At 67.5% G+C, this 24,106-nt stretch carries 29 protein-coding genes and 1 pseudogene; 18 read left to right on the plus strand and 12 right to left on the minus strand.

Annotated elements, in window-relative coordinates:
* Window positions 1-3: 3 nt before the first annotated feature.
* The 7 genes from FIV34_RS20645 to FIV34_RS20675 all read right to left on the minus strand — a co-directional run bounded on the left by FIV34_RS20645 (window position 4) and on the right by FIV34_RS20675 (window position 5,912).
* The gene (locus tag FIV34_RS20645) at window positions 4-834 is read right to left on the minus strand and encodes a pirin family protein (RefSeq protein WP_139985449.1); all 831 of its coding nucleotides are present in this window, start codon (window positions 832-834) and stop codon (window positions 4-6) included.
* Between the two features lie 5 nt (window positions 835-839).
* Window positions 840-1,508, minus strand: a complete 669-nt coding sequence (locus tag FIV34_RS20650; protein WP_139985452.1) for a YecA/YgfB family protein — start codon at window positions 1,506-1,508, stop codon at window positions 840-842.
* Entirely contained in the window at window positions 1,505-2,272 is a 768-nt protein-coding gene (gene xth / locus FIV34_RS20655; RefSeq protein ID WP_139986150.1) for an exodeoxyribonuclease III, read from the minus strand. Before xth ends, FIV34_RS20650 begins: the two co-directional genes overlap by 4 nt.
* Before the next feature lie 60 nt (window positions 2,273-2,332).
* Window positions 2,333-4,390 (minus strand): M3 family metallopeptidase, encoded by a 2,058-nt coding sequence (locus tag FIV34_RS20660; RefSeq protein ID WP_139985454.1) that lies wholly within the window; start codon window positions 4,388-4,390, stop codon window positions 2,333-2,335.
* Complete coding sequence (locus FIV34_RS20665; protein WP_139985456.1) at window positions 4,377-4,931, minus strand: gamma carbonic anhydrase family protein; 555 nt, start codon at window positions 4,929-4,931, stop codon at window positions 4,377-4,379. The genes FIV34_RS20660 and FIV34_RS20665 overlap by 14 nt, the downstream gene beginning before the upstream one ends.
* A 71-nt stretch (window positions 4,932-5,002) precedes the next feature.
* Window positions 5,003-5,305: a hypothetical protein gene (locus FIV34_RS20670; RefSeq protein ID WP_139985458.1), complete on the minus strand. Its 303-nt coding sequence runs from the start codon at window positions 5,303-5,305 to the stop codon at window positions 5,003-5,005.
* 73 nt (window positions 5,306-5,378) lie between these two features.
* Complete coding sequence (locus FIV34_RS20675) at window positions 5,379-5,912, minus strand: energy transducer TonB (RefSeq protein WP_246058702.1); 534 nt, start codon at window positions 5,910-5,912, stop codon at window positions 5,379-5,381.
* A gap of 185 nt (window positions 5,913-6,097) precedes the next feature.
* Here FIV34_RS20675 and FIV34_RS20680 point away from each other — a divergent pair, with 185 nt between their 5' ends.
* Genes FIV34_RS20680 through FIV34_RS20690 form a run of 3 tightly spaced genes read left to right on the plus strand, consistent with a single transcriptional unit; the run spans window position 6,098 to window position 7,554 of the window.
* Window positions 6,098-6,556, plus strand: coding sequence for a DUF4126 family protein (locus FIV34_RS20680; protein WP_139985460.1), 459 nt, complete (start codon window positions 6,098-6,100; stop codon window positions 6,554-6,556).
* Window positions 6,557-6,589: 33 nt separating this feature from the next.
* Window positions 6,590-7,204: a LysE family translocator gene (locus FIV34_RS20685; protein WP_139985462.1), complete on the plus strand. Its 615-nt coding sequence runs from the start codon at window positions 6,590-6,592 to the stop codon at window positions 7,202-7,204.
* Window positions 7,205-7,254: 50 nt separating this feature from the next.
* A complete protein-coding gene (locus FIV34_RS20690) occupies window positions 7,255-7,554 on the plus strand; it encodes a hypothetical protein (RefSeq protein ID WP_139985464.1) in 300 nt (99 codons plus the stop codon).
* On the opposite strand, the gene FIV34_RS20695 is transcribed toward FIV34_RS20690, so the two are convergent.
* The 3 genes from FIV34_RS20695 to FIV34_RS20705 are packed head-to-tail and all read right to left on the minus strand — an operon-like array spanning window position 7,532 to window position 9,242.
* On the minus strand, window positions 7,532-7,801 hold the full coding sequence (locus FIV34_RS20695) for a YkgJ family cysteine cluster protein (RefSeq protein ID WP_139985466.1): 270 nt from the start codon (window positions 7,799-7,801) through the stop codon (window positions 7,532-7,534). The genes FIV34_RS20690 and FIV34_RS20695 overlap by 23 nt on opposite strands.
* Window positions 7,801-8,637: a shikimate dehydrogenase gene (aroE, locus tag FIV34_RS20700; protein ID WP_139985468.1), complete on the minus strand. Its 837-nt coding sequence runs from the start codon at window positions 8,635-8,637 to the stop codon at window positions 7,801-7,803. Before aroE ends, FIV34_RS20695 begins: the two co-directional genes overlap by 1 nt.
* Before the next feature lie 56 nt (window positions 8,638-8,693).
* Window positions 8,694-9,242 (minus strand): lipocalin family protein, encoded by a 549-nt coding sequence (locus FIV34_RS20705; RefSeq protein WP_170207675.1) that lies wholly within the window; start codon window positions 9,240-9,242, stop codon window positions 8,694-8,696.
* Between FIV34_RS20705 and FIV34_RS20710 the strand changes: the two genes are divergently transcribed.
* Window positions 9,241-9,567 (plus strand): hypothetical protein, encoded by a 327-nt coding sequence (locus FIV34_RS20710; RefSeq protein WP_246058703.1) that lies wholly within the window; start codon window positions 9,241-9,243, stop codon window positions 9,565-9,567. The genes FIV34_RS20705 and FIV34_RS20710 overlap by 2 nt on opposite strands.
* A 6-nt stretch (window positions 9,568-9,573) precedes the next feature.
* Here the strand turns inward: FIV34_RS20710 and FIV34_RS20715 are convergent, their stop codons facing one another.
* Window positions 9,574-11,058, minus strand: coding sequence for a RimK family protein (locus tag FIV34_RS20715; RefSeq protein WP_139985474.1), 1,485 nt, complete (start codon window positions 11,056-11,058; stop codon window positions 9,574-9,576).
* Between the two features lie 217 nt (window positions 11,059-11,275).
* Here FIV34_RS20715 and FIV34_RS20720 point away from each other — a divergent pair, with 217 nt between their 5' ends.
* From FIV34_RS20720 to rbsB, 14 genes are all read left to right on the plus strand, one after another.
* Window positions 11,276-11,746 carry a GNAT family N-acetyltransferase gene (locus FIV34_RS20720; protein WP_139985476.1) on the plus strand — a complete coding sequence of 157 codons (471 nt, stop codon included), beginning with the start codon at window positions 11,276-11,278 and terminating at the stop codon, window positions 11,744-11,746.
* 44 nt (window positions 11,747-11,790) lie between these two features.
* On the plus strand, window positions 11,791-12,060 hold the full coding sequence (lptM, locus tag FIV34_RS20725) for an LPS translocon maturation chaperone LptM (RefSeq protein ID WP_139985478.1): 270 nt from the start codon (window positions 11,791-11,793) through the stop codon (window positions 12,058-12,060).
* A gap of 7 nt (window positions 12,061-12,067) precedes the next feature.
* Window positions 12,068-12,895, plus strand: a complete 828-nt coding sequence (gene dapF, locus FIV34_RS20730) for a diaminopimelate epimerase (protein WP_139985480.1) — start codon at window positions 12,068-12,070, stop codon at window positions 12,893-12,895.
* A gap of 57 nt (window positions 12,896-12,952) precedes the next feature.
* Complete coding sequence (locus tag FIV34_RS20735; RefSeq protein ID WP_139985482.1) at window positions 12,953-13,639, plus strand: DUF484 family protein; 687 nt, start codon at window positions 12,953-12,955, stop codon at window positions 13,637-13,639.
* Window positions 13,636-14,517, plus strand: coding sequence for a tyrosine recombinase XerC (locus tag FIV34_RS20740; protein ID WP_139985484.1), 882 nt, complete (start codon window positions 13,636-13,638; stop codon window positions 14,515-14,517). Before FIV34_RS20735 ends, FIV34_RS20740 begins: the two co-directional genes overlap by 4 nt.
* Before the next feature lie 63 nt (window positions 14,518-14,580).
* Window positions 14,581-15,114 carry an ATP-dependent protease subunit HslV gene (hslV, locus tag FIV34_RS20745; protein WP_139985487.1) on the plus strand — a complete coding sequence of 178 codons (534 nt, stop codon included), beginning with the start codon at window positions 14,581-14,583 and terminating at the stop codon, window positions 15,112-15,114.
* Window positions 15,115-15,117: 3 nt separating this feature from the next.
* On the plus strand, window positions 15,118-16,455 hold the full coding sequence (gene hslU, locus FIV34_RS20750) for an ATP-dependent protease ATPase subunit HslU (RefSeq protein WP_139985490.1): 1,338 nt from the start codon (window positions 15,118-15,120) through the stop codon (window positions 16,453-16,455).
* A gap of 54 nt (window positions 16,456-16,509) precedes the next feature.
* A complete protein-coding gene (locus FIV34_RS20755) occupies window positions 16,510-17,130 on the plus strand; it encodes a hypothetical protein (protein WP_139985492.1) in 621 nt (206 codons plus the stop codon).
* Between the two features lie 80 nt (window positions 17,131-17,210).
* Window positions 17,211-17,564, plus strand: coding sequence for a gamma-butyrobetaine hydroxylase family protein (locus FIV34_RS20760; protein ID WP_139985494.1), 354 nt, complete (start codon window positions 17,211-17,213; stop codon window positions 17,562-17,564).
* Window positions 17,565-17,654: 90 nt separating this feature from the next.
* Complete coding sequence (gene rbsK / locus FIV34_RS20765) at window positions 17,655-18,551, plus strand: ribokinase (RefSeq protein ID WP_139985496.1); 897 nt, start codon at window positions 17,655-17,657, stop codon at window positions 18,549-18,551.
* The gene (gene rbsD, locus FIV34_RS20770; protein WP_139985498.1) at window positions 18,548-18,946 is read left to right on the plus strand and encodes a D-ribose pyranase; all 399 of its coding nucleotides are present in this window, start codon (window positions 18,548-18,550) and stop codon (window positions 18,944-18,946) included. The genes rbsK and rbsD overlap by 4 nt, the downstream gene beginning before the upstream one ends.
* Complete coding sequence (locus FIV34_RS20775) at window positions 18,946-20,427, plus strand: sugar ABC transporter ATP-binding protein (protein ID WP_139985500.1); 1,482 nt, start codon at window positions 18,946-18,948, stop codon at window positions 20,425-20,427. Before rbsD ends, FIV34_RS20775 begins: the two co-directional genes overlap by 1 nt.
* 1 nt (window position 20,428) lies before the next feature.
* Window positions 20,429-21,373, plus strand: coding sequence for an ABC transporter permease subunit (locus FIV34_RS20780; protein WP_139985502.1), 945 nt, complete (start codon window positions 20,429-20,431; stop codon window positions 21,371-21,373).
* Between the two features lie 20 nt (window positions 21,374-21,393).
* Window positions 21,394-22,332 carry a ribose ABC transporter substrate-binding protein RbsB gene (gene rbsB, locus FIV34_RS20785; protein ID WP_139985505.1) on the plus strand — a complete coding sequence of 313 codons (939 nt, stop codon included), beginning with the start codon at window positions 21,394-21,396 and terminating at the stop codon, window positions 22,330-22,332.
* 58 nt (window positions 22,333-22,390) lie between these two features.
* Here rbsB and FIV34_RS21545 read toward each other — a convergent pair.
* Window positions 22,391-23,860, minus strand: a pseudogene (locus tag FIV34_RS21545) (DNA translocase FtsK); the annotation flags it as partial.
* Between the last annotated feature and the right edge of the window lie 246 nt (window positions 23,861-24,106).

The following is a 24,106-nucleotide window of genomic DNA, read 5'->3' on the forward strand; positions in this document are numbered from 1 at the left end:
GTTTCAGAACTTGCCGGCGCGGAAGTCCGCGATCGCTTCGTGGATCTGCGCGGGCGTGTTCATGACGAACGGACCGTAGCGCGCGACCGGCTCGGCCAGCGGGCGTCCCGCGACCAGCAGGAGCCGGGCAGGCTCCGCGGCGGCGAAGGCCACCGTATCGCCCTTCGACAGCACGGCCAGCTCGCCGCGCGAGAGCACCTGGCCGGCGACGCTCGCCGCCTTGCCATCGAACACGTAAGCGAAGGCGCTGTGGCCTTCCGGCAGGGCCACGTCCAACGCCGCGCCCGCCTCCAGCGCGATATCCAGGTAGATCGGATCGGTGGCGATGCCGGACACCGGACCCGTCGCGCCCGCCAGCTCGCCGGCGACGACCTTCACCGTCACCCCGGGAGCGGGCTGCACCACGGGAATGTCCGAGGGCGGGATGTCCTGGTAGCGCGGCGCGGTCATCTTGTCGGCGGCGGGCAGGTTCACCCACAGCTGGAAGCCCCACATCAGGCCTTCTTCCTGCTGCGGCATTTCCGAATGGATAAGACCGCGGCCGGCGGTCATCCACTGCACGCTGCCGGGGCCGAGATCGCCCTGGTTGCCCTGGTTGTCGCCGTGGCGCATGCGCCCGGCGAGCATGTAGGTGACGGTTTCGAACCCGCGGTGCGGGTGGTCCGGGAAGCCTTCGATGTAATCGCCGGCCTGGTCCGAACGGAATTCGTCGAGCGTGAGGAACGGGTCCAGCATGTCGAGCGCCGGCTGGCCGATCACGCGCTTGAGCTTCACGCCGGCGCCGTCGGCGGTATCCATGCCGCGCACGCGGCGCGTGATGCTGCGCTGGCCCATGGGACTCAGTGCACCCAGTGGCCGGAGCGATGCCGCGGCGGCGGCTCCTCGTCGGTGGGGCGCGTCGCCATGGCGGCGATCTCCTTTTCCGTGGGGACGTTGTCGCGCCAGTAGGCCGTCACCACGGCGAGCACCTCGGGCAGCTGGCCCAGGCACTCGTCGTATTCTTCGTCGCTCAGCCGCTCGAACTCCGCGTCTGCCTGCAGCACGCCTTCGTCCACCGCCAGCGCCATCACCGGGCCAAGCAGCTGCATCAGTTCCGGGTCTTCGGCCAGGCGCGTTTCCCACAGCGCGGCGCGCATGTCGATGCCACGGCTGAAGCCTTCGCACCAGCCGGCGGCGGAGAGCATCGGGCCTTCTTCGGTATCGATTTCACCGAGGATCGGCTCGTACGCTTCCACGTCGAGTTCGGCGGTGATGGAGTCGTTGAGCTTGGCCAGCAGCGCCAGCACGCGATTGCCTTCATCCTCATCGGTGAACGCGTCGTGCAGCACTTCGGGCAACCATTCGTCAGGCTGGACTTCGAGTGGGCCGACGGCGATGGCGGACAGCAGTCCGTGCACGCCGTCGAGCATCAGGTCACCTTCCCGCCCGTGCACGCGCAGGTAGGTGTCGAGTTCTTCCAGTTCCTTGTCGTCAAGCGAACTGGGCCATTCGGATTTGGGTACGTTCAAAGCGTTAACTCCAGCGCGACGGGCGCGTGGTCGGACGGTTGCTCCCACTTCCGCGGCGCCTTGTCGATGATGGACGAGACGGCGGCGGCCTTGAGGGCGTCGCTGATCAGGATGAGGTCGATCCGCAGCCCCATGTTGCGCCGGAACGCGGCCTGGCGGTAGTCCCACCAGCTGAAGAGGCCGGCCTCGTCGGAGAACAGGCGGAAGCTGTCGTGCAGGCCGGTGTCGAGGATCGCCTGCAGTGCCGCGCGCTCGGGCGGCGAGCAGAAAATATCCTCGCCCCAGGCCACGGGATCGTACACGTCGCGGTCGTCGCGGCAGATGTTGAAATCGCCCAGCACCACCACCTTCGCGTGCTTCGCCATTTCCTGCGCGATGAAGGCGCGCACGCGCTCCAGCCAGTGCAGCTTGTAGGTGTACTTCTCGTCGCCGAGCGCCTTGCCGTTCACCACGTAAAGATTGATGACGCGCACGTCGCCCACGGTGGCCGCGAGGATGCGCCGCTGCGGATCGTCGAGGCCTTCGATATCGGTGACGATGTCGGTCAGCTCATCCTTCGCCAGGATGGCCACGCCGTTATAGGTCTTCTGCCCCGAGTACACGACGCGGTAACCCATCGCGGCGATCTCGTCGACGGGGAACTTGTCGTCGGTGAGCTTGGTTTCCTGCAGCGCAAGAATGTCCGGCTGCGCCTCGGCCAGCCACTGCTGGAGGTGGGGCAGGCGGACCTTGAGCGAATTGACGTTCCAGGAGGCAATCTTCATCGCCGCATTGTAAAGGAAACCCACGTGACGACCCGGCGTCAGATGGGTTTCCCCCGGCGGTCAGGCGGTGAGGCCGTAGCTCCTGAGCAACGCATCCGGGCTGGGCTCCCGGCCGCGGAAGGCCGTGAACGAGGCCAGGGCAGGACGGGTGGCGCCCACGGCGAGGATTTCCTTCCGGAAACGCTCACCGGTGGCGCGGTCCAGCACGCCCGCCGCTTCGAACGGTTCGAACGCATCGGCCGAGAGCACTTCCGCCCACAGGTAGCTGTAATAGCCGGCCGAGTAGCCGCCGGCGAACACGTGGGTGAAGGCATGCGGGAAGCGCTGCCATGCCGGCGGGTGCAGCACCGACACTTCCTTGCGTACCTGCTCCAGCACCTCCATCGGGCGCGCACCCCGGGCCGGGTCGTATTCCAGGTGCAGACGGAAATCGAACAGGCCGAATTCCAGCTGGCGGACGAGGAACATGCCGGTGTGGAAATGGCGGGCCTTGAGCATGCGCTCGTAAAGTTCGTCGGGCAGCGGCTCGCCGGTCTGGTAGTGCTTCGCGAAGGAGCGCAGGGCCTCGCGGTCCCAGGCGAAGTTCTCCATGAACTGGCTGGGCAGTTCCACCGCGTCCCACTCCACGCCATCGATGCCGCCGACGGAGGGGATATCCACCTCGGTCAGCATGTGGTGCAGGCCGTGGCCGAATTCGTGGAACAGGGTGAGCACGTCGTCGTGGGTCAGCAACGCCGGCGCGCCGTCGGTCGGCGGCGGGAAGTTGCAGGTGAGGAAGGCCACCGGCAGCTGCAGGTGGTCGCCATCGCGGAAGCGTGCGGCACTCACGTCCATCCACGCACCGCCACGCTTGCCGGAGCGCGCGTACAGGTCGAGGTAGGCGCCGGCAAAGATGGTGCCGTCGGCGTTGCTCAGGTCGTAATAGCGGACGTCCTTGTGCCAGGTGTCCACGTCGTCGCGCGGCGTGAAGGTGACGCCGTAGAGGCGCTCGACCACGGCGAACAGGCCGTCCACCGACTGCTGCGCCGGGAAGTACGGCTTCAGCTGCTCTTCGTCCAGCGCGTAGCGATCCTGACGCAGGCGTTCGGCGGCGAAGGCGACGTCCCAGGGTTCGAGGTTGTCGATCTTCAGTGTGTCGGTGGCGAAGCGGCGCAGTTCCGCCAGTTCTTCGCGGGCGCGCGGCCGTGCTTTCGCGGCAAGGTCGCGCAGGAAATCGAGCACCACCTGCGGCGAGCTCGCCATCTTCGTTGCCAGCGATTCCTCGGCGGCGTTGGCAAAGCCCAGCAGCTGCGCGGCTTCGTGGCGCAGCGCCACGATCTTCTCGATGCGTTCGGAGTTGTCGAACTTGCCCTTGTTCGGGCCTTCGTCCGAGGCACGCGTCTGGTAGGCGTAGTACACGTCGAAGCGGAGGTCGCGGTTCTCGGCGTAGGTGAGCACCGCCTGCACGCTGGGCTGCTTCAAGGTGACGAGGTAACCGTCGAGCTTCTCTTCGCGCGCGTATTCACGCAGCACGGCGCGGCCCGATTCCGGGATGCCGGCCAGGTCGCGTTCGTCGGTGATGTGCTTGTGCCAGGCCTCGGTCGCGTCGAGCACGGCGTTGGAAAACTCCGTGGTCAGGCGCGACAGCTCCACGCCGATCTCGCGGAAGCGGGTACGGGCGGGTTCTTCCAGGGCGACGCCGGAGAGCCGGAAATCACGCAGGGCATGCTCCACCGCGGCACGCGCGGCCGCCGGGAGGCTGGCGAACGCCGCATCGTCGGCGACGGCCTGGGTGGCTGCGTACAGGTCGCGGTTCTGGCCTACCTCGAGCCCGTGCTCGGTCAGCTTTTCTTCCGCGGCGCCATGCGCCTTGCGCAACGCGGCGGAGTCCGCCACCGAATGCAGGTGGCTCACCGGCGACCACGCGCGGGACAGCGCCTGGTCCAGGCGCTCCTGGGCAAGGATGACGTGCTCGAAATCGCGGATGGCGCCAGCCGCGGTGATCTGGTCGATCCCGGCGCGCTCGTTGGCGATCAGCCGGTCGATCGCGGGTTCCACGTGCTCGGGCCGGATAGCCGAGAACGCGGCCAGGTCGCCACTGGGATCCAGAAGGGGGTTAGTGCTGTTATCCATGGACATCTCCTGGTTCGGCCAGATACGTGTCTTTCAGGCGAACGTAATTCGCCGCCGAGTAATACAACTGTTCTACCTGCGCATCGCTCAGCACCCGCACCATCTTCGCGGGATTGCCGACCCACAGTTCTCGCTCGCCGACGACCTTGCCGGGCGGGACCAGCGCGCCGGCAGCGATAAAGGCGTTTTTCTTCACTACCACGCCGTCGAGCACGGTGGCGTGCATGCCGATCAGACAGGCGTCTTCAAGGGTGCAGGCGTGGATGACCGCGCCATGGCCGATGGTGACGTCCTCACCGATGATGGTGGGAAAGCCGCCCGGGCTGTACGGGCCGTCGTGGGTCACATGGATGACGGCGCCGTCCTGCAGGTTGCTGCGCGCGCCGATACGGATGTGGTGCACGTCGCCGCGGGCGACGGCGCCCGGCCAGAGGGAGACATCGTCGGCCAGTTCCACGTCGCCGATGACCGTGGCGGCCGGATCGACATAGACGCGGGCGCCGAGGCGGGGAAGGGTGCCCTTGAAGGGCCTTAGGTTCGTAGGCATGGCGCCATTCTAGGTCCTCGAGGGAGGCCCTGTGGCGCGATCGCGAAGGGCGTCGCGCACAGGGTGCGTTCCTACTGGAACCTGCCGCCGGTGATGTGGCCGCTGTCGTCCCACTGGGGGTAATAGCGGCTGTTGTTCATCCGGAATTCCCGCGTGGTGATCGAGTCGGGCATCACCAGCTGGACGTCGGGGTAGGCGGCATGGAACTGCTCAGCCGTGGGCTTCGTGGCGATGAAGGCGTCGAAGGCCTTGGTATCGGTAACGAAGCCTTTCACCGCCGTCGGTGCGGGCGGGGAGGCCGGGGTGGTCTGGCAGGCGCTGAGGGCGGCGCCGCCGAGGATCGCCATGAAAAACAGGGTTCCGATGCGGGACATGGGACAGGCTCCTTGCCTTGGGGGGAGCGCCGATCTTAAGACAGCGCCCCGCCACGGACCATGAACCGGTGCCTCAGCCCCCGCTCTTCCGACGCATCGCATCAGCCTTCGCCTCGTCTTCGGCGGTGACCACCTGCTGCTGGGCGTCGAGCTTCGCGCCCAGGATGATCAGGGTGTAGTTGGTCGGATCGAAGTCGCGAAGGAGGGCGATCTCCCGGCGCGCCTCTTCCAGGTCGCGGTGGTTGATCTGCCGCTCGATGCCCTGCGAGGCAAACGGCAGGGTCTCGCGCAGGGCGTCGGTGGCCGTGGCGTTGTTGACGTCGAGCTGGAGGATGCTGAGGTAGTACTCGTAGGCGTTGTTGCCCTGCGGGGCCACGAGGCGCCCCTCGCGGGTGGCGTCGCGCGCCAGGCCGAGGAGGATGTCGATTTCGGGCGAGGCGCCGGCCGTGGCGACGGGCTCCGGGATTTTCGCCGGCGCATCGGCCTCGGCAAGCTGGTGGCGCTGGCGGACGCCAAGCACGAGCGCCGCCACCAGCAGCACGGCGGTGACGACAACGACGATGATCGCGCGGCGGGGAACCGCGGCGATACGGGAAGCGGAGTTCATGGGGGTAGTTCCGTCACACAGCCCGCAACCAGGCCGGCCCCCTGTCGGACGGCCCCTGCGGGCGCGCCATCTTCCCCGCCCAGTGTTGCAGGCCGGTGACCGGCCACCCATGGCGGTGGTTTCGGACAAGCCAGCGACCCGCCGCCCGGCATCGAATCCCATCACACCCATGGAGTGAACCGGTCATGATCCTTTTGCTTGCCCTGCTCATCGGCATCGTCGCGGGACTGCGCGCCATGCTCGCCCCGGCCGCCGTGTCGTTCGCCGCCCGCTTCGGCGGCCTGGCCCTCGCCGGCACGCCGCTAGCCTTCATGGGTTACGCGTGGACGCCGTGGATCCTGGGCATCGCGGCCCTGGCCGAACTGGTGACCGACCAGCTGCCGACCACGCCCAGCCGCAAGATTCCCGTGCAGTTCGGCACACGCGTGGTCACCGGCGCCCTGAGCGGCGCGTGCGTCGGGGCGGCCCACGGGATGCTGATCGGCGGCGGCGTTGCCGGCATCGTCGGCGCGGTGCTGGGCACCTACGGCGGCTCGTCGGCCCGCACGGCCATGGCCCGGGCGTTCAAGTCGGACCGCCCGGCGGGCCTGGTCGAGGACGTCGTGGCGATTGTCCTGGCCCTCGTGGTGGTAAGCGCCGCCTGAGCGCACGGCGCAGCCTTCCCTTAGTATCCGGGGATGCTCGATCTCCACGCCATCGCCGTCGTCCTGTCCGTCTACGTCGTCGGCGTGGTGATCCCCGGGCCGAACTTCGTGGCCGTCGCCCACAAGGCGGCATCGACCAACACGGCCGATGCCCTCGCGATGGTGGCCGGGATCGTCGTGGTGAACCTGTTCTGGGCCAGCTGCTCGATCCTGGGCGTGGGCATCGTCTTTGCCACCTTCCCGTGGATCGCCCTGGCGGTGAAGATCGCCGGCGCCCTCTACCTTGTCTGGTTCGGCGGCCGGTTGATCGCGAAGGCGGGGAGCGCCAGCGAGGCGAGGGTGAACGAAGGTGGCCCCACCGTCTGGCAGTCGTTCCGCGCCGGCGTCGCCACGAACATCGCCAACCCGAAGTCGATGGCTTTCTTCGCGGCGGTGTTCGCCGCGGCCGCGCCAGCCCACGTCAACGCGCCCACCTTCCTGGGCATGCTGGCCACCGTGGCCGTCGTCGCCTCGTCCTGGTACGCCTTCGTCGCCGTGCTGTTCGCCACGCCGCGCGTCGCCACGCGTTACCGCCAGTGGAAGAAAGCCATCGACCGCGTCTGCGGCTCGGTGATCCTGGCCCTCGGCATTCGCCAACTGGTTCGCTGACACCGCGCCGTCATCCGGTGAAGCTACCTTCCGGACCGTGGAGGTGGCCGATGCGATACCCGCGACGAATCCTTTGCCCCGCGATGCTGCTGGCCACCCTGGCCGGCTGTGCTTCATCGCCCCCCGCTACGGTGGCTGCCCTGCCAGCCAGCGCCGGCATCGCGGTGTCGTGTACGGAAGACGCCATCAGCGATCGGCCGTGCTTCGCCGAAGCCCAGCATCGATGTGCGAAGCCCGCAGTGGACACGATCCATCTGGTGCTTGCCGAACCCGGCGCAGGCACGCCACGCTACGACTATCGCGCGACTTACAGCTGCGCCTCGCCCGTTAACGCGGTGGCGCCGAAGTAGCTCGTTCGAGGTCGGCCAGCCACGCCATCGCATGCTCGCGATGTGGCCCGCACATCGCCGCCTCGGGCTGGAGGCCGGCGCAGACCTTCGGGCGATCGGGGTGGCCGAAGATCTGGCAGCGGTGGTCGGCGCCGAGCTGGATGCAGCGGACGCCGGCGGGTTTGCCGTGGGGCATGCCGGGGATGGGCGAGCTGATCGACGGGGCGATGCAGCACGCCCCGCATCCGGGGCGGCAGGCTAGCGCCATCAGTAGCGCTGGCGGAGTTCCCGGTACACCGGGTCGGTGTCCGGGCGCTGGCCGTGCCAGGCTTCGAACGCGTCGGCTGCCTGTTCCACGAGCATGCCCAGGCCGTCGCGGAACCAGTCCGGGCGCACGCCCGCGGCCACGGCCCAGCCCTTGAACTCAGCGGCCGATGCGCCGTAGCAGAGGTCGTAGGCGGTGGAGTGGTCCTGGACGATGGACATCGGCAGGTCGAAACCGCCGCCGGTGACGCCAATCGAGGTGGCGTTGACGATCAGGTCGAAGCATTCGCCTTCCAGGCCATCCCAGTAGCGGGTGTGGCAACGGGCCGGCTCGCCGATCGCGTCGGCCACTTCATCGGCACGCTCGGGCGTGCGGTTGACGATGGTCAGCGACTGCACGCCGGCGTCCATCAGCGCCCAGGCCACGGCCTTCGCCGCGCCACCGGCACCCAGCAGCAGGGCATCGTGGCCGCGCAGGTCGAAGCCACCACGCTCGGTGATGTCGCGGACGAAGCCGCCGCCATCCGTGTTGTGTGCCTTGATCCGGCCGTCGGGCAGGCGGGTCAGGGTGTTGGCCACGCCGGTGCGCCGGGCGGCTTCGGTGTGTTCGTCGGCCATCGCGAAAGCGGCATGCTTGTGCGGGAGGGTGACGTTGGCGCCCACACCGCCTTCCGCGAAGAACTGGCGCACGGCGGCCTCGAACCGGGCCGGCTCGGCGTCGATCGTCGCGTACTCGAGGCGGATGCCCAGCTGCGCCGCGAACGCCTCATGGATCCGGGGCGACAGCGAATGCGCGATGGGGTGACCGAAGACGGCGAAACGTGGCGCTTCAGCGCTCATGGACTCTCCTGGCTCAACGCCGGACCCCGCGCCCGGCGAGGCGATTCTAGCAAGGCCTAGAGATATCCCGGCTTGCCGGCGTCTTCCGCCCGTTGCGGCACTTTCCGCACTTGTTCCACCGGATAGCCCTGCCCGCGCGCCAGCTCCAGCAGGCGCTGGTACACCGCGTCATCGATCACCGGGTCTTTCGCCAGCACCCACAGCAGCTTGCGCGAGGGCAGGCCGACCAGGCTGATCCGGTAATCGTCGGAGAGGGCGAGAATCGAGTAGTCGCTGCGGAAGGGCCACAGCAGCTGCACCTTCCAGCGGCTGGCGTCCTTCGGGTCGGGCAGCCAGGCCTTGCCGTGCCAGCTCTTGGCCGGGGCATCGAAGCCCTTGCGGTAGTGGAACCAGTTGTCGATGGTGCCGTCGGGGCGCAACCGGTACTCATCGGCGGTGGCCACCTTGCCGCGCTCGAACATGTTGGGAATGGTGCCGATCACGTACCAGGTGCCCATGTAACGGGGCAGGTCCACGTGGTCCACGGTCTTCAGCGGCGCATCGGCCGCGCAGCTGGCGGCGGCGACACTAACCAGGAGAAGCAAGGCGGTGGGAAAGCGGCTCATGGGGCAGCCTGCAACGAACGAGATCAACGTGCGGTCAACGGTCGCGGCATCTGAGACGGCGGCGGGCCAGGATCCGTTCCACGCCCACCGCACCGAGGAGCACGCCATGCACGACACGCTGACCCCGCGCCGCACCGTCGCCCTGATCGCCCTGGCCTGGCTGGCCGGTGGCTTCCTGCTGCTCCTGCTGACGCCGCTGTCCGCGCGCAGCGAGACCCTGGGCTGGACGCCGACGTTCTGGCTGCTGCTCGCCCCGATGAGCGTGCTGGTGGCGATCAAGCCGCGGCTGCCGCTGGACCTGCTCGCCGCGCTGATGCGCCGCTGAGGGCTCTTAAGGCTGGATGCCGAGCCGCTTCAGCTCAAGCCGGCGGAGGAACTCCTGCATGATCCGCAGGTACAGGTCTTCGCCGAGGTAGGCATCTTCCACGCCCGCGTCGATCGACGGGTTGTCGTTCACCTCGATCACCACCGGACGGTCGCCGACCTGCTTGAGGTCCACGCCGTACAGGCCATCGCCAATCGTCTGCGTGGCCTTCAGCGCCAGCTTCACCACGTCCGATGGCGCCTCGCGCACCGGCACCGTGCGGAAACCGCCGGACTTGGCCGTGCCTTTCGCGCCGTGGTTGTAGATCTGCCAGTGGCCGCGCGACATGAAGTACTGGCACGCGTACAGCGGCTCGTGGTTGAGCACGCCGATGCGCCAGTCGAACTCGGTGTACAGGTATTCCTGGGCGATGAGCAGGGCGCTGTGCGAGAACAGGTCCACCGCGGCCTTCTCCAGCGCCTCGACCGATTCCACCTTCACCACGCCGCGCGAGAACGAGCCATCGGGAATCTTCAGCACGATGGGCAGGCCGAGCGCGTCGGGCAGGTCGCGCAGGCGGCGGATGTCGTCGCGATAGAGGATTTCGGTTTTCGGCGTGGCGAGCTTGCGCGACACCATCAGGTCGTTCAAAAAAATCTTGTTCGTGCAACGCAGGATCGATGTCGGGTCGTCCATCACCACCATGCCTTCGCGCTCGGCGCGATGGGCGAAGCGGTAGGTGTGGTTATCGCTGGCGGTGGTTTCGCGGATGAACAGGCCGTCGTATTCGGCCAGGCGCTGGTAGTCGTTCTTGCCGATCGGGTCCACCTCGATGCCGAGGTGCTTGCCCGCTTCGATGAAATGCTTCAGCGCCTTCTTGTTCGACGGCGGCATCGATTCGTTCGGGTCCACCAGCATCGCGATGTCGTAACGGTATTGCCTGCGCGCACGCGGACGGCGCCAGATCTTGCGCGAGAACTTCTCCAGCGCCGCGGCGAAGGCGTCTTCCTGCGCGTCATCCAGCGTGTGCAGGCCTACCGGCTTCACCGCGGAAATCTGCCAGATGCGCTCGCGCTCGAACTCGATCCGCATGAGCGGGCACGGGAACAGTTCGAAGATCTGTCGCGCAAGATCTTGCAGGTCAGGGTAGGCCGTCTCGCCGAAATACATCAGCACGCCAAAGTCGGTCGTGTCCCGGCCACGCGCGGGCAGGAAGTTCTCGAGCTTTTCGTTGAGGTCGTCGATGTGCAGGCCGTACAGCGAGCGGCGGCGCAGGTCGTTCACCGTGCGCACGGAGGGGATGACCTTGTGCCCGCGCGCTTCGGCCAGCAGGGACACGTAATAGCCCGTGCCGAGGTATTTGTAGCTGCGGCAGAGGTTGATCACGTGCGTGCGCTCGTCGTCGCCACCGACGGGCTCGCGGAGGTAATCCATGGCGCTGACGACGTCGGCGGATGGGTAATACGAGCCCCAGTCCGAGGCTTTCTCCACGACGATGACGAGCCGGCTCATGTGACCTCGATTCCACGGCGCATGCCCTGGATCGACCCCACCCGGGGCCGATCGTTCGCCGGTGGCGCAGTGTGGTCCGGGCGATGGCGGCGTACAAGGCGCCGGGTTCCGGCTTTCGCAAAGGATTAAGGAAAAAGTCATTGATCGACCGCCCCCACGGGTCTACAGTGCCGCGCTTGCCCCACCCCCCAACCTCGCGCCGGAGCCCCCAAAGCGCATGCGTCCACCCCCGGTAACCGCCGCGGTACGCGTTCGTCGCGCCGAGGTCAGTGATCTCGACGACCTGGTCGCCCTCGAAGAGGCGACCTTCGACACCGACCGCCTGAGCCGCGCCCAGTACCGCAAGCACCTCGACAGCGAAACGGCACAGGTGCTCGTGGCCAGCGCGAACCATCGGCGCTTCCTCGGCACGGCCGTGGTCTTCTACCGCAAGGGCACCTCGGTGGCCCGGCTGTATTCGATCGCCACCAAGCCGCAGGCCCGTGGCAAGGGCGTGGGTTCGGCGCTGATCGAGGCCGCCGAAGACGCCGGCCGCGCACGCGGCTGCCGCGTGCTGCGCCTGGAGGTTCGCAAGGACAACAGCGTGGCGATCCGCCTCTACGAGCGCATGGGTTACCACCGGATCGGCGAGTACGCGGCGTACTACGGCGACGGTGCCGACGCGCTGCGCCTCGAAAAGACGCTTTGACGCGACCCGGGGCTATACTGGCCGCCGTTTCCGGGAAGACGCCCATGCGCCGACTGATCCTGCCGCTTGTCCTCGCCTGCGCCGTTGCCGCCAGCCTCGAAGGCTGCGGCCAGAAGGGCGACCTGTTCATGCCGCCGCCGCCGGCTCCCGGTACCACGGCGAAGCCGGCCGTCGCGCCGCCCCAGGGCCACCAGGGCCAGTCGCTGACCGAAGCCACCAGCCCCGCCGTGCAGCCTGCGCGCGCCAGCACGGTGGATTCGCCGGCGCCGGTGAGCACGACGTTGTCGCCGTACGACCCGCTCATCCACCAGTAACGCCCGCATGCCTGCCCGCTTCACCAAGATGCACGGGATTGGGAACGACTTCGTCATCGTCGACTGGCGTGAAGACGCCGGCCGCGTGCCGAACGCCGCCCGGATCCAGGCCCTGGCCGACCGCCACACCGGCATCGGCTTCGACCAGCTGATCAGCATCGAGCCGGCGCGGGATCCTTCCTGCGAGTTCTATTACGGCATCTGGAATGCCGATGGCTCGCCGTCGGGGCAGTGCGGCAACGGCGTGCGCTGCGTGGCGGCGTGGCTGTATCGCGATGGGGCCATCGCGCGCGATGTGCCGGTGCGGCTGGAAAGCCCGTCCGGCCCGGTGGTGGTGCGCGTGCTCGACGAAGGCACCGTCACCGTGGACATGGGCGAGCCGGATTTCACGCCAGCGCACATCCCGCTGGAACACGCCGCGCATGCCACGTACACGCTGCAGGTGGACGGCGAGGACGTGAGCTTTGGCGCCGTCTCCATGGGCAACCCGCATGGCGTCGTCTTCGTGGACGACGTGGCGGACCCGCGCGTCGACCGGCTCGGTCCGTTGCTCACGGCGCATCCGATCTTCCCGCAGGGGGCCAACATCGGTTTCGTCCAGCGCGTGGCGGTGGACCGCCTGAAGCTGCGCGTGCATGAACGCGGCAGTGGCTGGACTCGCGCCTGCGGTACCGGCGCCTGCGCCGCGGCGGCCGTGGCCCATGCCCTTGGCCTGGCGACGACGGACGTGGCGGTCGAACTGCCCGGCGGCACGCTCACTATTTCGTGGCACGGTCCGGGGCACAGCCTGTGGATGACCGGCCCCGCGGCGTTCGCATTTGAAGGCGAAGTGTGACGCGAGCGCCCGAACGCGGCACACTCGGCGCATAGCATCACCAAGGACACCCGTGCCATGACCGATACCGCGATCGACGGTGACATCAAGCCAGCCACCGTGGCGTCGTACCTTCGACGGCACCCGGAGTTCCTCACCGATTACCCGGACCTGGCCAGCCAGCTGGTGATGCCGAGCAGCAACGGCCCCGCCGCCGCGCTGTCGGTGCACCAGCTGCGCGTGCTGCGCGAGAAGAACACCGAGCTCGAGGCGCGCCTGCGCGAGCTGGCCACCGTGGCCTTTGAGAACGAGACGCTGATGCGCCGGGTGCACAGCCTGATGCTGGCCCTGCTTGGCGCAGCCGATATGGAAGAGACGGTGCGCAACGTGGTGTTGCGGCTCACCGACGACTTCAAGTCCGAGCGCATCCGCCTGGTGTTCTTCGGCGACCTTTCCGGCCTGCCGGACGAACCGTGGTTGCTGCGCGAGCCGCGCGGCCTCGCGGGCCTGCCCGAATTCGCCACGTTCCTCGAGCATAACGACCCGGTCGCCGGCCGCCTGGCGCCGGACAAGCTGCACCGCCTGTTTGGCGAAGCCGCGCCCGATGTCCGTTCGGCCGCGCTCATGCGGGTGGGCCCGGATGCGCTGCTGGCCATCGGCAGCGCCGACGCGGACCGCTTCCACCCGGGCATGGGCACGCTGTTCCTGGACATGATTTCCACCACCGTCGGCTCGGCGATCGAACGGGCCCGGAAGGCCGCGTGAGCCCGCGCGAGGCCGTCGAGGCCTTCCTGCGCCATTTCGCCGCCGAACGGGCGCCCTCGGCACACACCCTCGCGGCCTACCGGCGCGACCTGGACAAGCTGCTCCGCTTCATGGAAGCGGACGGCATCACCTCGTTCGACGACCTGGCCCCGGACCGCCTGCGCGGCATGATCGCCCGCGAGCACCGCGGCGGGCTCCAGCCGAACAGCATCCAGCGCCTGCTCTCCGCCTGCCGCACCCTGTTCCGCTACCTCACCCGCGAGGGCCGTCTGGCCCATGACCCCGCCGCCGCCGTGCGGGGGCCCAAGGTGCGCCGCAAGCTGCCGGTGGTGCTGGATGCGGACGAGGCCAAGGAGCTGGTCGAAACGAACCTCGGCGGCTCCCTGGCGCCACGCGACAGCGCGATGATGGAGCTGTTCTATTCCAGCGGGCTGCGCCTGGCCGAGCTCTGCGGCCTGCGCTGGGACGACCTGCAGCTCGATGACGGCCTGGTCCGCGTGCTCGGCAAGGGCAACAAGACCCGGATCCTGCCGGTGGGCCGGTTTGCCGTGGCGGCGCTGCAGGCACTGGCCGCCCTGGGCGGCGCGGCGCCCGAGCAGGCCGTGTTCAAGGGGCGCGAGGGCGGGCCGATCAGCCCGCGCACCGTACAGGCCCGCCTGGCCAAGCTCTCCAGCGGCCATGCCAAGCGCGTGCACCCGCACATGCTCCGGCACACCTTCGCCAGCCACATGCTGGAATCCTCGGGCGACCTCCGCTCGGTGCAGGAGCTGCTCGGCCACGCCGACATCGCAACCACCCAGATCTACACGCACCTGGATTTCCAGCACCTGGCCAGGGTGTACGACGCCGCGCACCCCCGGGCCAAGCGGAAAGGCTAGGCCGCGGGCTTGGGTGGCGGCGTCGCTGGCCCCACCTCTTCGGTCTCCCCCAAGGAATCCCCCATGGAATCGATGCACGCAACGACCATCGTCTGCGTCCGCCGCGACGGCAAGGTCGTCATCGGCAGCGACGGCCAGGTCACCCTCGGCGCCACCGTGATGAAGGCCAACGCCCGCAAGGTGCGCCGGCTGGGCCGGGGCGACGTCCTCGCCGGGTTTGCCGGCGCCACCGCCGACGCCTTCACCCTCTTCGAACTGTTCGAGGAGAAGCTGGTGAAGAACGGCTACAACCTCACCCGCGCCGCCGTGGAAATGGCCAAGGAATGGCGCACCGACCGCCGCCTGGGTCGCCTCGAGGCGATGCTGGCCGTGGCCGACAAGGACGCCTCGCTGATCATTTCGGGCAACGGTGACGTGCTGGAGCCGGAGAACGGCCTGATCGCCATCGGCTCGGGCGGCCCGTACGCGCAGTCCGCGGCGCTGGCCCTGCTCGAGAACAGCGACCTCGATGCGCGCACGATCGTCGAGAAAGCGCTCAAGATCGCCGGCGATATCTGCATTTACACCAATCACAACGTCTCGATCGAGGAGCTCTGAGCGATGTCCGAACTGACTCCCCGCGAGATCGTCAACGAACTGGACCGCTACATCGTCGGCCAGAACGACGCCAAGCGCGCCGTGGCCATCGCCCTGCGCAACCGGTGGCGCCGCATGCAGCTCGAGCCGGGCATGCGCGAAGAAGTGACCCCGAAGAACATCCTGATGATCGGCCCCACCGGCGTCGGCAAGACCGAGATCGCCCGCCGCCTGGCCACACTGGCCAACGCGCCGTTCGTGAAGGTGGAAGCCACCAAGTTCACCGAGGTGGGCTATGTCGGCAAGGATGTGGAATCGATCATCCGTGACCTCGCCGATGTCTCGTACAAGCTCGTTCGCGACCAGGCCAAGTCCCGGGTGAAGAGCCAGGCCGAGGATGCCGCCGAAGACCGCCTGCTCGATGCCCTGCTGCCGCGCCGCCAGGCCTCCGGCTGGGATGACACCGGCGCCGGCGTGCCGGCGATCGACAACGACACCCGCCAGAAGCTGCGCAAGCAGCTGCGCGAAGGTGCCCTGGACGACCGCGAGATCGAGCTGGATTTCGCCATGAACGTCGGCGTCGAGATCATGACCCCGCCGGGCATGGAGGAAATGAGCCAGCAGCTGGGCAAGATGTTCCAGAACCTAGGTGGGCAGAAGTCGCAGAAGCGCAAGACCACGATCCGCCAGGCCCGCCCCATCCTCGTCGAGGAAGAGGCCAGCAAGCTGATCAACGACGAGGAGCTGCGTGCCCGCGCCGTGGATAGCGCCGAACAGAACGGCATTGTCTTCATCGACGAGATCGACAAGGTGGCCCAGCGCTCGGAATGGGGCGGTGCGGGCGTCAGCCGTGAAGGCGTGCAGCGCGACCTGCTCCCGCTGGTCGAGGGCTCCACCGTCTCCACCAAGTACGGCTCGATCAAGACCGACCACATCCTGTTCATCGCCTCGGGCGCGTTTTCGCTGGCCAAGCCCTCGGACCTGATCCCGGAGCTGCAGGGTCGCCTGCCGATCCGCGTGGAACTGAACGCGCTGTCGGTGGACGACTTCAAGCGGATCCTGCGCGAGCCGAACAACGCGCTGACCAAGCAATATGTTGCGCTGCTCAATACCGAGGGCGTCAGCCTGGACTTCACGGACACCGGCGTGGACCGCCTGGCCGACGTGGCCTTCCAGGTGAACGAGCGGACCGAAAACATCGGTGCCCGCCGCCTGCATACGGTCATGGAGCGCCTGCTGGAGCGGATCTCGTTCGAGGCGGCTGACAAATCCGGCGAAAAGTACGTGATCGACGCCGATTATGTCGATAAAAACCTGGCTTCCCTCGTGAAAGACGAGGACCTCAGCCGTTACATCCTGTGAACTTACATCCTCTGAACATTGACGGGTGCCCCCTCCGGTAAACTATTGACCACTATGGGCAAGGTTATTCAACTCAAAACGAACGGCCAGCGGGCCTCCCTGCGTGAAGCGCAGGACAGCCGCCAGCTGGTTCGTATCTGGCGCGACGAACTCGAACACGGCAGCTTCTGCGGCTACGTGGGCGGAGTCGGCCGCGAATTTTTCCTTTTGTGGGTGGTGGGCGACGGCGTGAGCTATGACGGCATGTACGTCATGCGGCACCGCGACATCTCCGAATTCGAGGCGCCGGACAAGCACGCCATCTTCCTGGAGAAGGCGCTCGCGCTGAAGGGCATCGCCCCGACGCCGCCGGCGGATTTCCCCCTGGACGAGATCAGCCAGGTGGTGAAGGCCGCCGCCGCGCACGCGCCGGTGATCGGCGTGCACGTGGACAGCGAAGACGAGTCCGAGGTCTGCTACATCGGCCGCGTCGTCAGCGTGGAAGAAGAAGGCTTCAACATGCAGGAGATCACCCCGGACGCGGAATGGATGCGCGAAGCATCGTTCTTCTCCTGGGATGAAGTTTCCACCGTGAGCATGGAAGACGCCTACGCCACCTCGCTGCTGGCCGTGGCCGGCGATCCGCCGCCGCTTGAGCAGGGCACGGGTGGCGGCTTCGGCCAGGCGCCGACGTAACCGCAGCACCCCAACGCATCGAATCCCCGCCTGGGCGGGGGTTCGATGCCGTGTTTCGATGTTGTGTTCTGAAGGCTCCAATGAACCGCCCGCGCCCCCTCGACATCACGCTGCACCAGGCCTCGCGCGTCCTTGAGGTCAGCTTCGATAACGGCGAGCAGTTCCGCCTGCCCTACGAGTACCTGCGGGTGAATTCCCCCAGCGCCGAAGTGCAGGGTCACGGCAAGGGTCAGAAAGTTCTTGTGTCGGGTAAGCAGGGCGTGGGTATTTCCGCCATCGAGCCCACCGGCCACTACGGCATCCTCATCCGCTTCGACGATGGCCATGCCAGCGGCATTTTCGGCTGGGACACCTTGCACGACCTCGGCCGCGCCTATGACAGCGCCTGGCCTGCCTACCTTGCCGAGCTCGAGGCCAAGGGGCTTTCCCGCTGATGAAAGCATGCGCATGAAAGCATCGTGCGCAGCCTGGGCGTATATTTGCGCGCCATCCCCCTTCCGGTACCCCCAACGGAGCCCCGTGGCATGACGCGAATTGTTGTCGTCGGCAGCATCAACATGGACCTCGTCACCCTGGCCCCGCGCTTTGTCGGCCCGGGCGAGACGATCACCGGGGATCGCTTCCTCACCATCCCCGGCGGCAAGGGCGCGAACCAGGCCGTGGCCGCGGCGCGCCTCGGTGCCCAGGTGGCCATGGTCGGCAACATCGGCGATGACGCGTTTGGCCAGTCGCTCTACGACGGCCTGAAAGCCGAAGGCATCGACGTCAGCCACGTCACCCGCATCGACGGGATCGGCAGCGGCACGGCCTCGATCACCGTCGCCGGTGGCGAGAACCAGATCGTCGTGGTGCCGGCCGCCAACGGCCGCGTCACCCCTGCGCAGGTGGACGCCGCGCGCGAGGTGATCCGCGGCGCCGACGCGCTTCTTGTGCAGCTGGAAATTCCCCTCGATGCCGTGGAGGCCACGCTGCGCATCGCGCACGAAGAGGGCGTCCCCGTCATCCTCAATCCCGCTCCCGCGCAGAAGCTGCCGGTGGAGTGGCTTACGCGCGTGCGCTTCCTCACCCCGAACCAGCACGAGCTGGCGATGGTGCTGGGCGCCTCCGCCGATACCGATTTCCGTGAACTGATGCGCCAGGCTCCCTGCCCGGTCGTCCTGACCCGTGGCGAAGATGGCGCATGGTTCACTGACAAGGACGAGGAGCCGCGCCACCAGCCCGGCTTCAAGGTCGACGCGGTGGATAGCACCGGCGCCGGTGATACGTTCAATGCCGCCCTCGCGGTGTACCTCGCCGAAGGGCTCGACGTCGCCGTGCGCAAGGCTTGCGCCACCGCCGCCATCGCCGTTTCCCGACTGGGTGCCCAGGGCGGCATGCCGCGCGCCGATGAGGTCGCGGCCTTCCTGGAGAGCCACCCATGAGACGTAGCGGCCTGCTGCATGCCGAACTCAACCGCATCATCGCCGCGATGGGCCACACCGATACGCTGGTGATTGGCGATGTCGGCCTGCCCGTGCCGCATGGCGTGCCGTGCATCGACCTCGCCGTGCTGCCGGGCACGCCGTCCTTCGCGGTGGTGTTCGAGGCGGTGTTCGCCCAGCTTGCGGTGGAACACGCGACGATCGCCAGCGAAGTCCACGCGCACAATCCGGCCATGGTCGCGCTGAAGGGCCGCCTGGACGACAACGGCGTACCCGTGGACGAACTCAGCCACGAGGACTTCAAGGCGGCCACCCGCCGCGCGGTGGCCGTGGTGCGCACGGGCGAAACCTCGCCTTACGCCAACATCATCCTGCATGCCGGCGTCACCTTCTGATGGGCACGCCGATCATCCGGATGAAGGGCATCCAGAAGGCCTTCGGCCCGGTGAAGGTGCTCGAAGGCGTGGGCTTCGAACTGTGCCCCGGCGAAGTGCATGCGCTGATGGGAGAGAACGGCGCGGGCAAGTCCACGCTGATGAAGATCCTCACCGGCATCTACGCGCCTGACGCGGGCAGCATCGAAGTGGACGGCAAGGCGGTATCGATCACCTCGCCCGCCGACGCCGAGAAGTACGGCATCGCGATCATCCATCAGGAACTCAACCTGATCCCGGCGCTGAGCATCGCCGACAACCTGTTCCTCGGTCGCGAGATGCATCACTTCGGCTTGCTCAACCGCAAGGCGATGGAGACCACCGCGAAGGAATGGCTGGTGCGCGTCGGCATGACGAAACTGGACCCGGCCACGCGCATCGAACGGCTCTCCGTGGGCCAGCAGCAGATGGTGGAAATCGCCCGCGCGCTCGGCCAGAAAGCCCGCGTGCTGATCATGGACGAGCCCACCGCGGCGCTCACCGAAAGCGAAACCACCACGCTGTTCAAGCTGATCCGCGAACTGCGCGAGCAGGGCACGGGCATCGTCTACGTGTCGCACCGCATGGAAGAGATCTTCGCCCTGTGCGACCGCATCTCCGTGCTGCGCGACGGCCACTTCGTCGGCACGCGCCCCGTCCCGGGCCTGGCGTTCGACGAGGTGGTGAAGATGATGGTCGGGCGCACGCTGGATGCGCGCTATCCGACTCGCACGCCGAATATCGGCGAGGTACGCCTCAAGGTCGAGCACGTCAGCGGCGGCATGGTGAAGGACGTCAACTTCGAACTGCACGCGGGCGAAGTGCTCGGCGTCGCCGGCCTGCTCGGCGCCGGCCGCACCGAGATGGCGCGCCTGCTGTTCGGCCTGGACAAGCTCGAAAGCGGCACCGTGACGCTCGACGGCAAGGTGGTGACACCGAAATCGCCCAGCGAAGCGATCCATGCCGGCTTTGGCTTCGTCACCGAAGACCGCAAGGCGCAGGGCCTGGTGCTCGACATGAGCCTGCGCGAAAACGTCAGCCTGCCGCGCGTTCCCGCGCATGCCGGCCTCGTCGATCGCGGCAGCGAAAAGAAACAGACCTCCGGCCTCATCGACGCGCTGAAGATCCGCACGCGCGACATGGAGCTGGATGTGCGCGCGCTGTCCGGCGGCAACCAGCAGAAAGTGGTGCTGGCCAAGTGGCTGGCCCTGAAGCCGCGCGTGCTCATCCTCGACGAGCCGACACGCGGCGTGGACGTGGGCGGCAAGGCCGAGATCTATCACATCATCAATCAACTCGCGGAGCAGGGCGTGGCCATCCTCATGATCTCGTCGGAATTGCCGGAGGTGCTCGCCATGAGCGATCGCATCCTCGTCATGCACGAAGGCCATGCGACGGCCCTGCTTGATGCGCACGGCGCCACCCAGGAAGCCGTGATGACCGCCGCGACCGGAGGCAAGTGACATGACGCTGCAAATGAACTGGAGCCGGGCCACCACGCTGCTCCAGCGGCTCGGATCGGTGATCGGCCTCGTGCTGCTCTTCATCGTGCTGTCGGTGATGAGCCCCGACTTCCTCACCACCGGCAACCTGCTGACGGTGCTGCGCCAGGTGTCGATCAACGCGCTGATCGCCTTCGGCATGACCTTCGTGATCCTCGCCGGCGGCATCGACCTGTCGGTGGGCGCGATCCTCGCCTTTACCGGCGCGATCACCGCCGGGCTGATGGCCGCGGGCCACGGCATGGTGCTGAGCATCGGCGCCGGCCTCGGCCTCGGCCTGATCCTCGGCATGATCAACGGCGTGCTGGTCTCGTGGGGCCGCGTCGCCCCGTTCATCGCCACTCTGGGCACGCTCACACTGCTTCGCGGACTCACGCTCTCGTACACGCAGGGCAGCCCGATCCCGGTGAGCAACCCCGGCTTCGCGCTGATCGGCGGTGGTTACGTGGCCAACCTGGTGCCGCTGCCGGTGATCTGGATGTTCATCGCCTTCGCGGTGTGCGGTTTCCTGCTGCGCGGCACGGTGTTCGGCCGCCACGTGGTGGCCATCGGCGGCAACGAAGAAGCCGCGCGCCTGTCCGGCGTACGCATCGCCCCGATGAAGCTGGCGATCTACGGCCTGTCCGGTCTTCTCTCCGCCTTCGCCGGCATCGTGCTTACCTCGCGCCTGTACTCGGCGCAGGCCACCGCCGGCGCGGGCTACGAGCTGGACGCCATCGCGGCCGTGGTGCTGGGCGGCACCAGCCTCGCCGGTGGTCGCGGCTGGCTCTTCGGCACGCTGATCGGCGCGCTGCTTATCGGCTTTTTGAACAACGGCCTCAACCTGCTCGGCGTAAGCTCGTTTTACCAGCAGGTCGTCAAGGGCATCGTCATCCTGATCGCCGTCCTGCTCGACAGGCGGCAGTGAAAACCACGAGGGAACACACCATGCGCAAACTCACCTTATTCGCTGCCGCTGCCGCAGCCACGCTTCTCGCCGCCTGCTCGCAGCAGGGCCCGGGCGAGTCGGCGCCGTCCGCCGCCGCCACCGCAGGCGGTGCCGCCGCGGGTGGCAAGCCGGTGATCGGCCTGGCGCTGTCCACGCAGAACAACCCGTTCTTCGTTGAACTGAAGGACGGCGCGCAGAAGGCCGCCGATACCGCGGGCGTGCAGCTGGTGGTGGTCGACGCGCAGGATGATCCGGCGCGCCAGATCTCCAGCGTCGAAGACCTGATCCAGAAGCGCGTCTCGGTGATCCTGCTGAACCCGACGGATTCCTCGGCGCTGGCCGGTGCCGTGCAGTCCGCGCAGCGCGCGAACATCCCGGTGATCACGCTGGACCGTGGCGTCGATGGTGCCGACGTCGCTTCGCACATCGCCTCGGACAACATCGCCGGCGGCAAGATGGCGGCGGATTTCCTCGCCAAGCAGCTCAACGGCAAGGGCAACATCATCGAGCTGCAGGGCGTGGCCGGTACCTCGGCAGCGCGCGAGCGCGGCAAGGGCTTCGACGACGAGATCGCCACCACCGGCATGAAGGTGGTTGCGCAGCAGCCGGCCAACTTCGACCGTGCACAGGGCCTCTCGGTCTCCGAGAACCTGCTCCAGGGCAACAGCGACGTCCAGGCGATCTTCGCCCAGAACGACGAGATGGCCCTCGGCGCGGTGCAGGCGCTGGCCGGCAAGAACAAGAAGGTGCTGGTCGTCGGCTTCGACGGCACGCCCGACGGCAAGAAGGCCGTGCAGGACGGTGGCATGGCCGCCACGGTGGCCCAGCAGCCGGAAGAGATCGGCCGCCTCGGCATCGAGACCGGCAAGAAGCTGATCGACAAGCAGCCGGTGGAGAAGTCCATCGCGGTGCCGCTCAAGCTGCTCACCAAGGAATAAAAAGAAGGGCCGCGAAAGCGGCCCTTTTTCATGATGCGGCCGTCGATGCGCTCGTCCGTTATTCCTGCGGTGCCGGTGCCACGACGTCACGCTGGCCGTTGATGCCCATGGCCGACACGATGCCCGCGTGCTCCATTGCTTCCACCAGGCGCGCCGCGCGGTTGTAGCCGATGCGGAACTGCCGCTGCACGAACGAGATGGACGCGCGCCGCGTGCGCAACACGAACGCCGCCGCCTCGTCGTACAGCGGATCCAGCTCGGCATCGATGCCGTCTTCGCCGGCGTCGCCATCGCTGGCTTCGCTCGGCGGGCCCTGCAGGATTTCGTCCTTGTAGTCGGGTTCGCCAAACTGCTTCAGCCACGCGACGATGCGATGCACCTCTTCGTCGGCCACGAACGCGCCGTGGATGCGTTGTGGATAACCCGTGCCCGGCGGCAGGAACAGCATATCGCCCTGGCCGAGCAGGCTTTCGGCGCCCATCTGGTCGAGGATGGTGCGCGAGTCGATCTTCGACGACACCTGGAAGGCGACGCGCGTGGGGATGTTCGCCTTGATCAGGCCGGTGATGACATCCACGGACGGACGCTGTGTCGCGAGGATAAGGTGGATGCCCGCCGCACGCGCCTTCTGCGCGAGGCGTGCAATCAACTCTTCGATCTTCTTGCCCGCGACCATCATCAGGTCGGCCAGCTCGTCGATGACGACGACGATCATCGGCAAGGTGTCGAGATGCTCGGGCACTTCCGGGTGCGCGGGGAACGGATTGAACAGCGGCTTGCCGATGGCGCGCGCTTCGCGAACCTTCTGGTTGTAACCGGCGAGGTTGCGCACGCGCAGGTCGGACATCACCTTGTAGCGGTTTTCCATCTCGGCCACGCACCAGTTCAGCGCGTTCGCCGCGAGCTTCATGTCCGTGACCACCGGCGCCAGCAGGTGCGGGATGCCTTCGTAGACGGAAAGCTCCAGCATCTTCGGGTCGATCATGATCATGCGCACGTCTTCGGGCGTCGCCTTGTAGAGCATCGACAGGATCATGGCGTTCACCGCCACCGACTTACCCGAGCCCGTCGTGCCGGCCACGAGCATGTGCGGCGCTTTCGCCAGGTCGGCCACCACCGGTTCGCCGGTGATGCCCTTGCCCATGGCCAGGGTCAGCAGCGAATCGGAGTCGCGGTATTCCGACGAATCCAGGATCTCGGAGAGCGCGATCATCTGGCGCTGCTCGTTCGGCAGCTCCAGGCCCATGCACATCTTGCCGGGGATGGTTTCGACGACGCGGATCGACGTGCGACCCAGTCCACGCGCGAGGTCCTTCATCAGCGCGACGATCTGGTTGCCGCGCACACCCGTCGCAGGCTCGATCTCGTAGCGGGTAATCACCGGGCCGGCCGACGCGCCGACGACCTGCACCGGTACCTTGAACTCGGCCAGGCGCTGCTCGATCAGTTCGCCGGTTTCCGCCAGCTCGTCTTCGGTGATCGCGAACGCGTTGGGCGAGGCGGCCGCCAGCAGGGTGAGCGGCGGCAGGCTGATGGCGCCGTGGTTCACGGTGCGCAACGGCTTCGGCACCGTGATGCTGGTGATCGTGGCCTGTTCGGTCGGCGAGGCATCGTTGGCGGCGATCGCGAAGCGCGACACGGGCTTCACCGGCGGCGGCGGGGCCACCGGCGGAACCACGTCCGGCACGGACTGCGTGACGACCGGCGCGATGGGCATCGACGGTATCGACGGTGTCGAGGGCGCGGGCGTCGGCGTCGGCGTCGGCGTCACGAT

Origin of the sequence: Luteibacter pinisoli (assembly GCF_006385595.1) — a bacterium.
Taxonomy (GTDB): Bacteria; Pseudomonadota; Gammaproteobacteria; order Xanthomonadales; family Rhodanobacteraceae; genus Luteibacter; species Luteibacter pinisoli.

Coding starts and splice junctions, on each gene's coding strand:
- FIV34_RS20645 (WP_139985449.1), bottom strand. CDS start 834: ATGGGCCAGCGCAGCATCACGCGCCGCGTGCGCGGCATGGATACCGCC.
- xth (WP_139986150.1), bottom strand. CDS start 2,272: ATGAAGATTGCCTCCTGGAACGTCAATTCGCTCAAGGTCCGCCTGCCC.
- FIV34_RS20660 (WP_139985454.1), bottom strand. CDS start 4,390: ATGTCCATGGATAACAGCACTAACCCCCTTCTGGATCCCAGTGGCGAC.
- FIV34_RS20665 (WP_139985456.1), bottom strand. CDS start 4,931: ATGCCTACGAACCTAAGGCCCTTCAAGGGCACCCTTCCCCGCCTCGGC.
- FIV34_RS20670 (WP_139985458.1), bottom strand. CDS start 5,305: ATGTCCCGCATCGGAACCCTGTTTTTCATGGCGATCCTCGGCGGCGCC.
- FIV34_RS20675 (WP_246058702.1), bottom strand. CDS start 5,912: ATGAACTCCGCTTCCCGTATCGCCGCGGTTCCCCGCCGCGCGATCATC.
- FIV34_RS20680 (WP_139985460.1), top strand. CDS start 6,098: ATGATCCTTTTGCTTGCCCTGCTCATCGGCATCGTCGCGGGACTGCGC.
- FIV34_RS20685 (WP_139985462.1), top strand. CDS start 6,590: ATGCTCGATCTCCACGCCATCGCCGTCGTCCTGTCCGTCTACGTCGTC.
- FIV34_RS20690 (WP_139985464.1), top strand. CDS start 7,255: ATGCGATACCCGCGACGAATCCTTTGCCCCGCGATGCTGCTGGCCACC.
- FIV34_RS20695 (WP_139985466.1), bottom strand. CDS start 7,801: ATGGCGCTAGCCTGCCGCCCCGGATGCGGGGCGTGCTGCATCGCCCCG.
- aroE (WP_139985468.1), bottom strand. CDS start 8,637: ATGAGCGCTGAAGCGCCACGTTTCGCCGTCTTCGGTCACCCCATCGCG.
- FIV34_RS20710 (WP_246058703.1), top strand. CDS start 9,241: ATGGGGCAGCCTGCAACGAACGAGATCAACGTGCGGTCAACGGTCGCG.
- FIV34_RS20705 (WP_170207675.1), bottom strand. CDS start 9,242: ATGAGCCGCTTTCCCACCGCCTTGCTTCTCCTGGTTAGTGTCGCCGCC.
- FIV34_RS20715 (WP_139985474.1), bottom strand. CDS start 11,058: ATGAGCCGGCTCGTCATCGTCGTGGAGAAAGCCTCGGACTGGGGCTCG.
- FIV34_RS20720 (WP_139985476.1), top strand. CDS start 11,276: ATGCGTCCACCCCCGGTAACCGCCGCGGTACGCGTTCGTCGCGCCGAG.
- lptM (WP_139985478.1), top strand. CDS start 11,791: ATGCGCCGACTGATCCTGCCGCTTGTCCTCGCCTGCGCCGTTGCCGCC.
- dapF (WP_139985480.1), top strand. CDS start 12,068: ATGCCTGCCCGCTTCACCAAGATGCACGGGATTGGGAACGACTTCGTC.
- FIV34_RS20735 (WP_139985482.1), top strand. CDS start 12,953: ATGACCGATACCGCGATCGACGGTGACATCAAGCCAGCCACCGTGGCG.
- hslV (WP_139985487.1), top strand. CDS start 14,581: ATGGAATCGATGCACGCAACGACCATCGTCTGCGTCCGCCGCGACGGC.
- hslU (WP_139985490.1), top strand. CDS start 15,118: ATGTCCGAACTGACTCCCCGCGAGATCGTCAACGAACTGGACCGCTAC.
- FIV34_RS20755 (WP_139985492.1), top strand. CDS start 16,510: ATGGGCAAGGTTATTCAACTCAAAACGAACGGCCAGCGGGCCTCCCTG.
- FIV34_RS20760 (WP_139985494.1), top strand. CDS start 17,211: ATGAACCGCCCGCGCCCCCTCGACATCACGCTGCACCAGGCCTCGCGC.
- rbsK (WP_139985496.1), top strand. CDS start 17,655: ATGACGCGAATTGTTGTCGTCGGCAGCATCAACATGGACCTCGTCACC.
- rbsD (WP_139985498.1), top strand. CDS start 18,548: ATGAGACGTAGCGGCCTGCTGCATGCCGAACTCAACCGCATCATCGCC.
- FIV34_RS20775 (WP_139985500.1), top strand. CDS start 18,946: ATGGGCACGCCGATCATCCGGATGAAGGGCATCCAGAAGGCCTTCGGC.
- FIV34_RS20780 (WP_139985502.1), top strand. CDS start 20,429: ATGACGCTGCAAATGAACTGGAGCCGGGCCACCACGCTGCTCCAGCGG.
- rbsB (WP_139985505.1), top strand. CDS start 21,394: ATGCGCAAACTCACCTTATTCGCTGCCGCTGCCGCAGCCACGCTTCTC.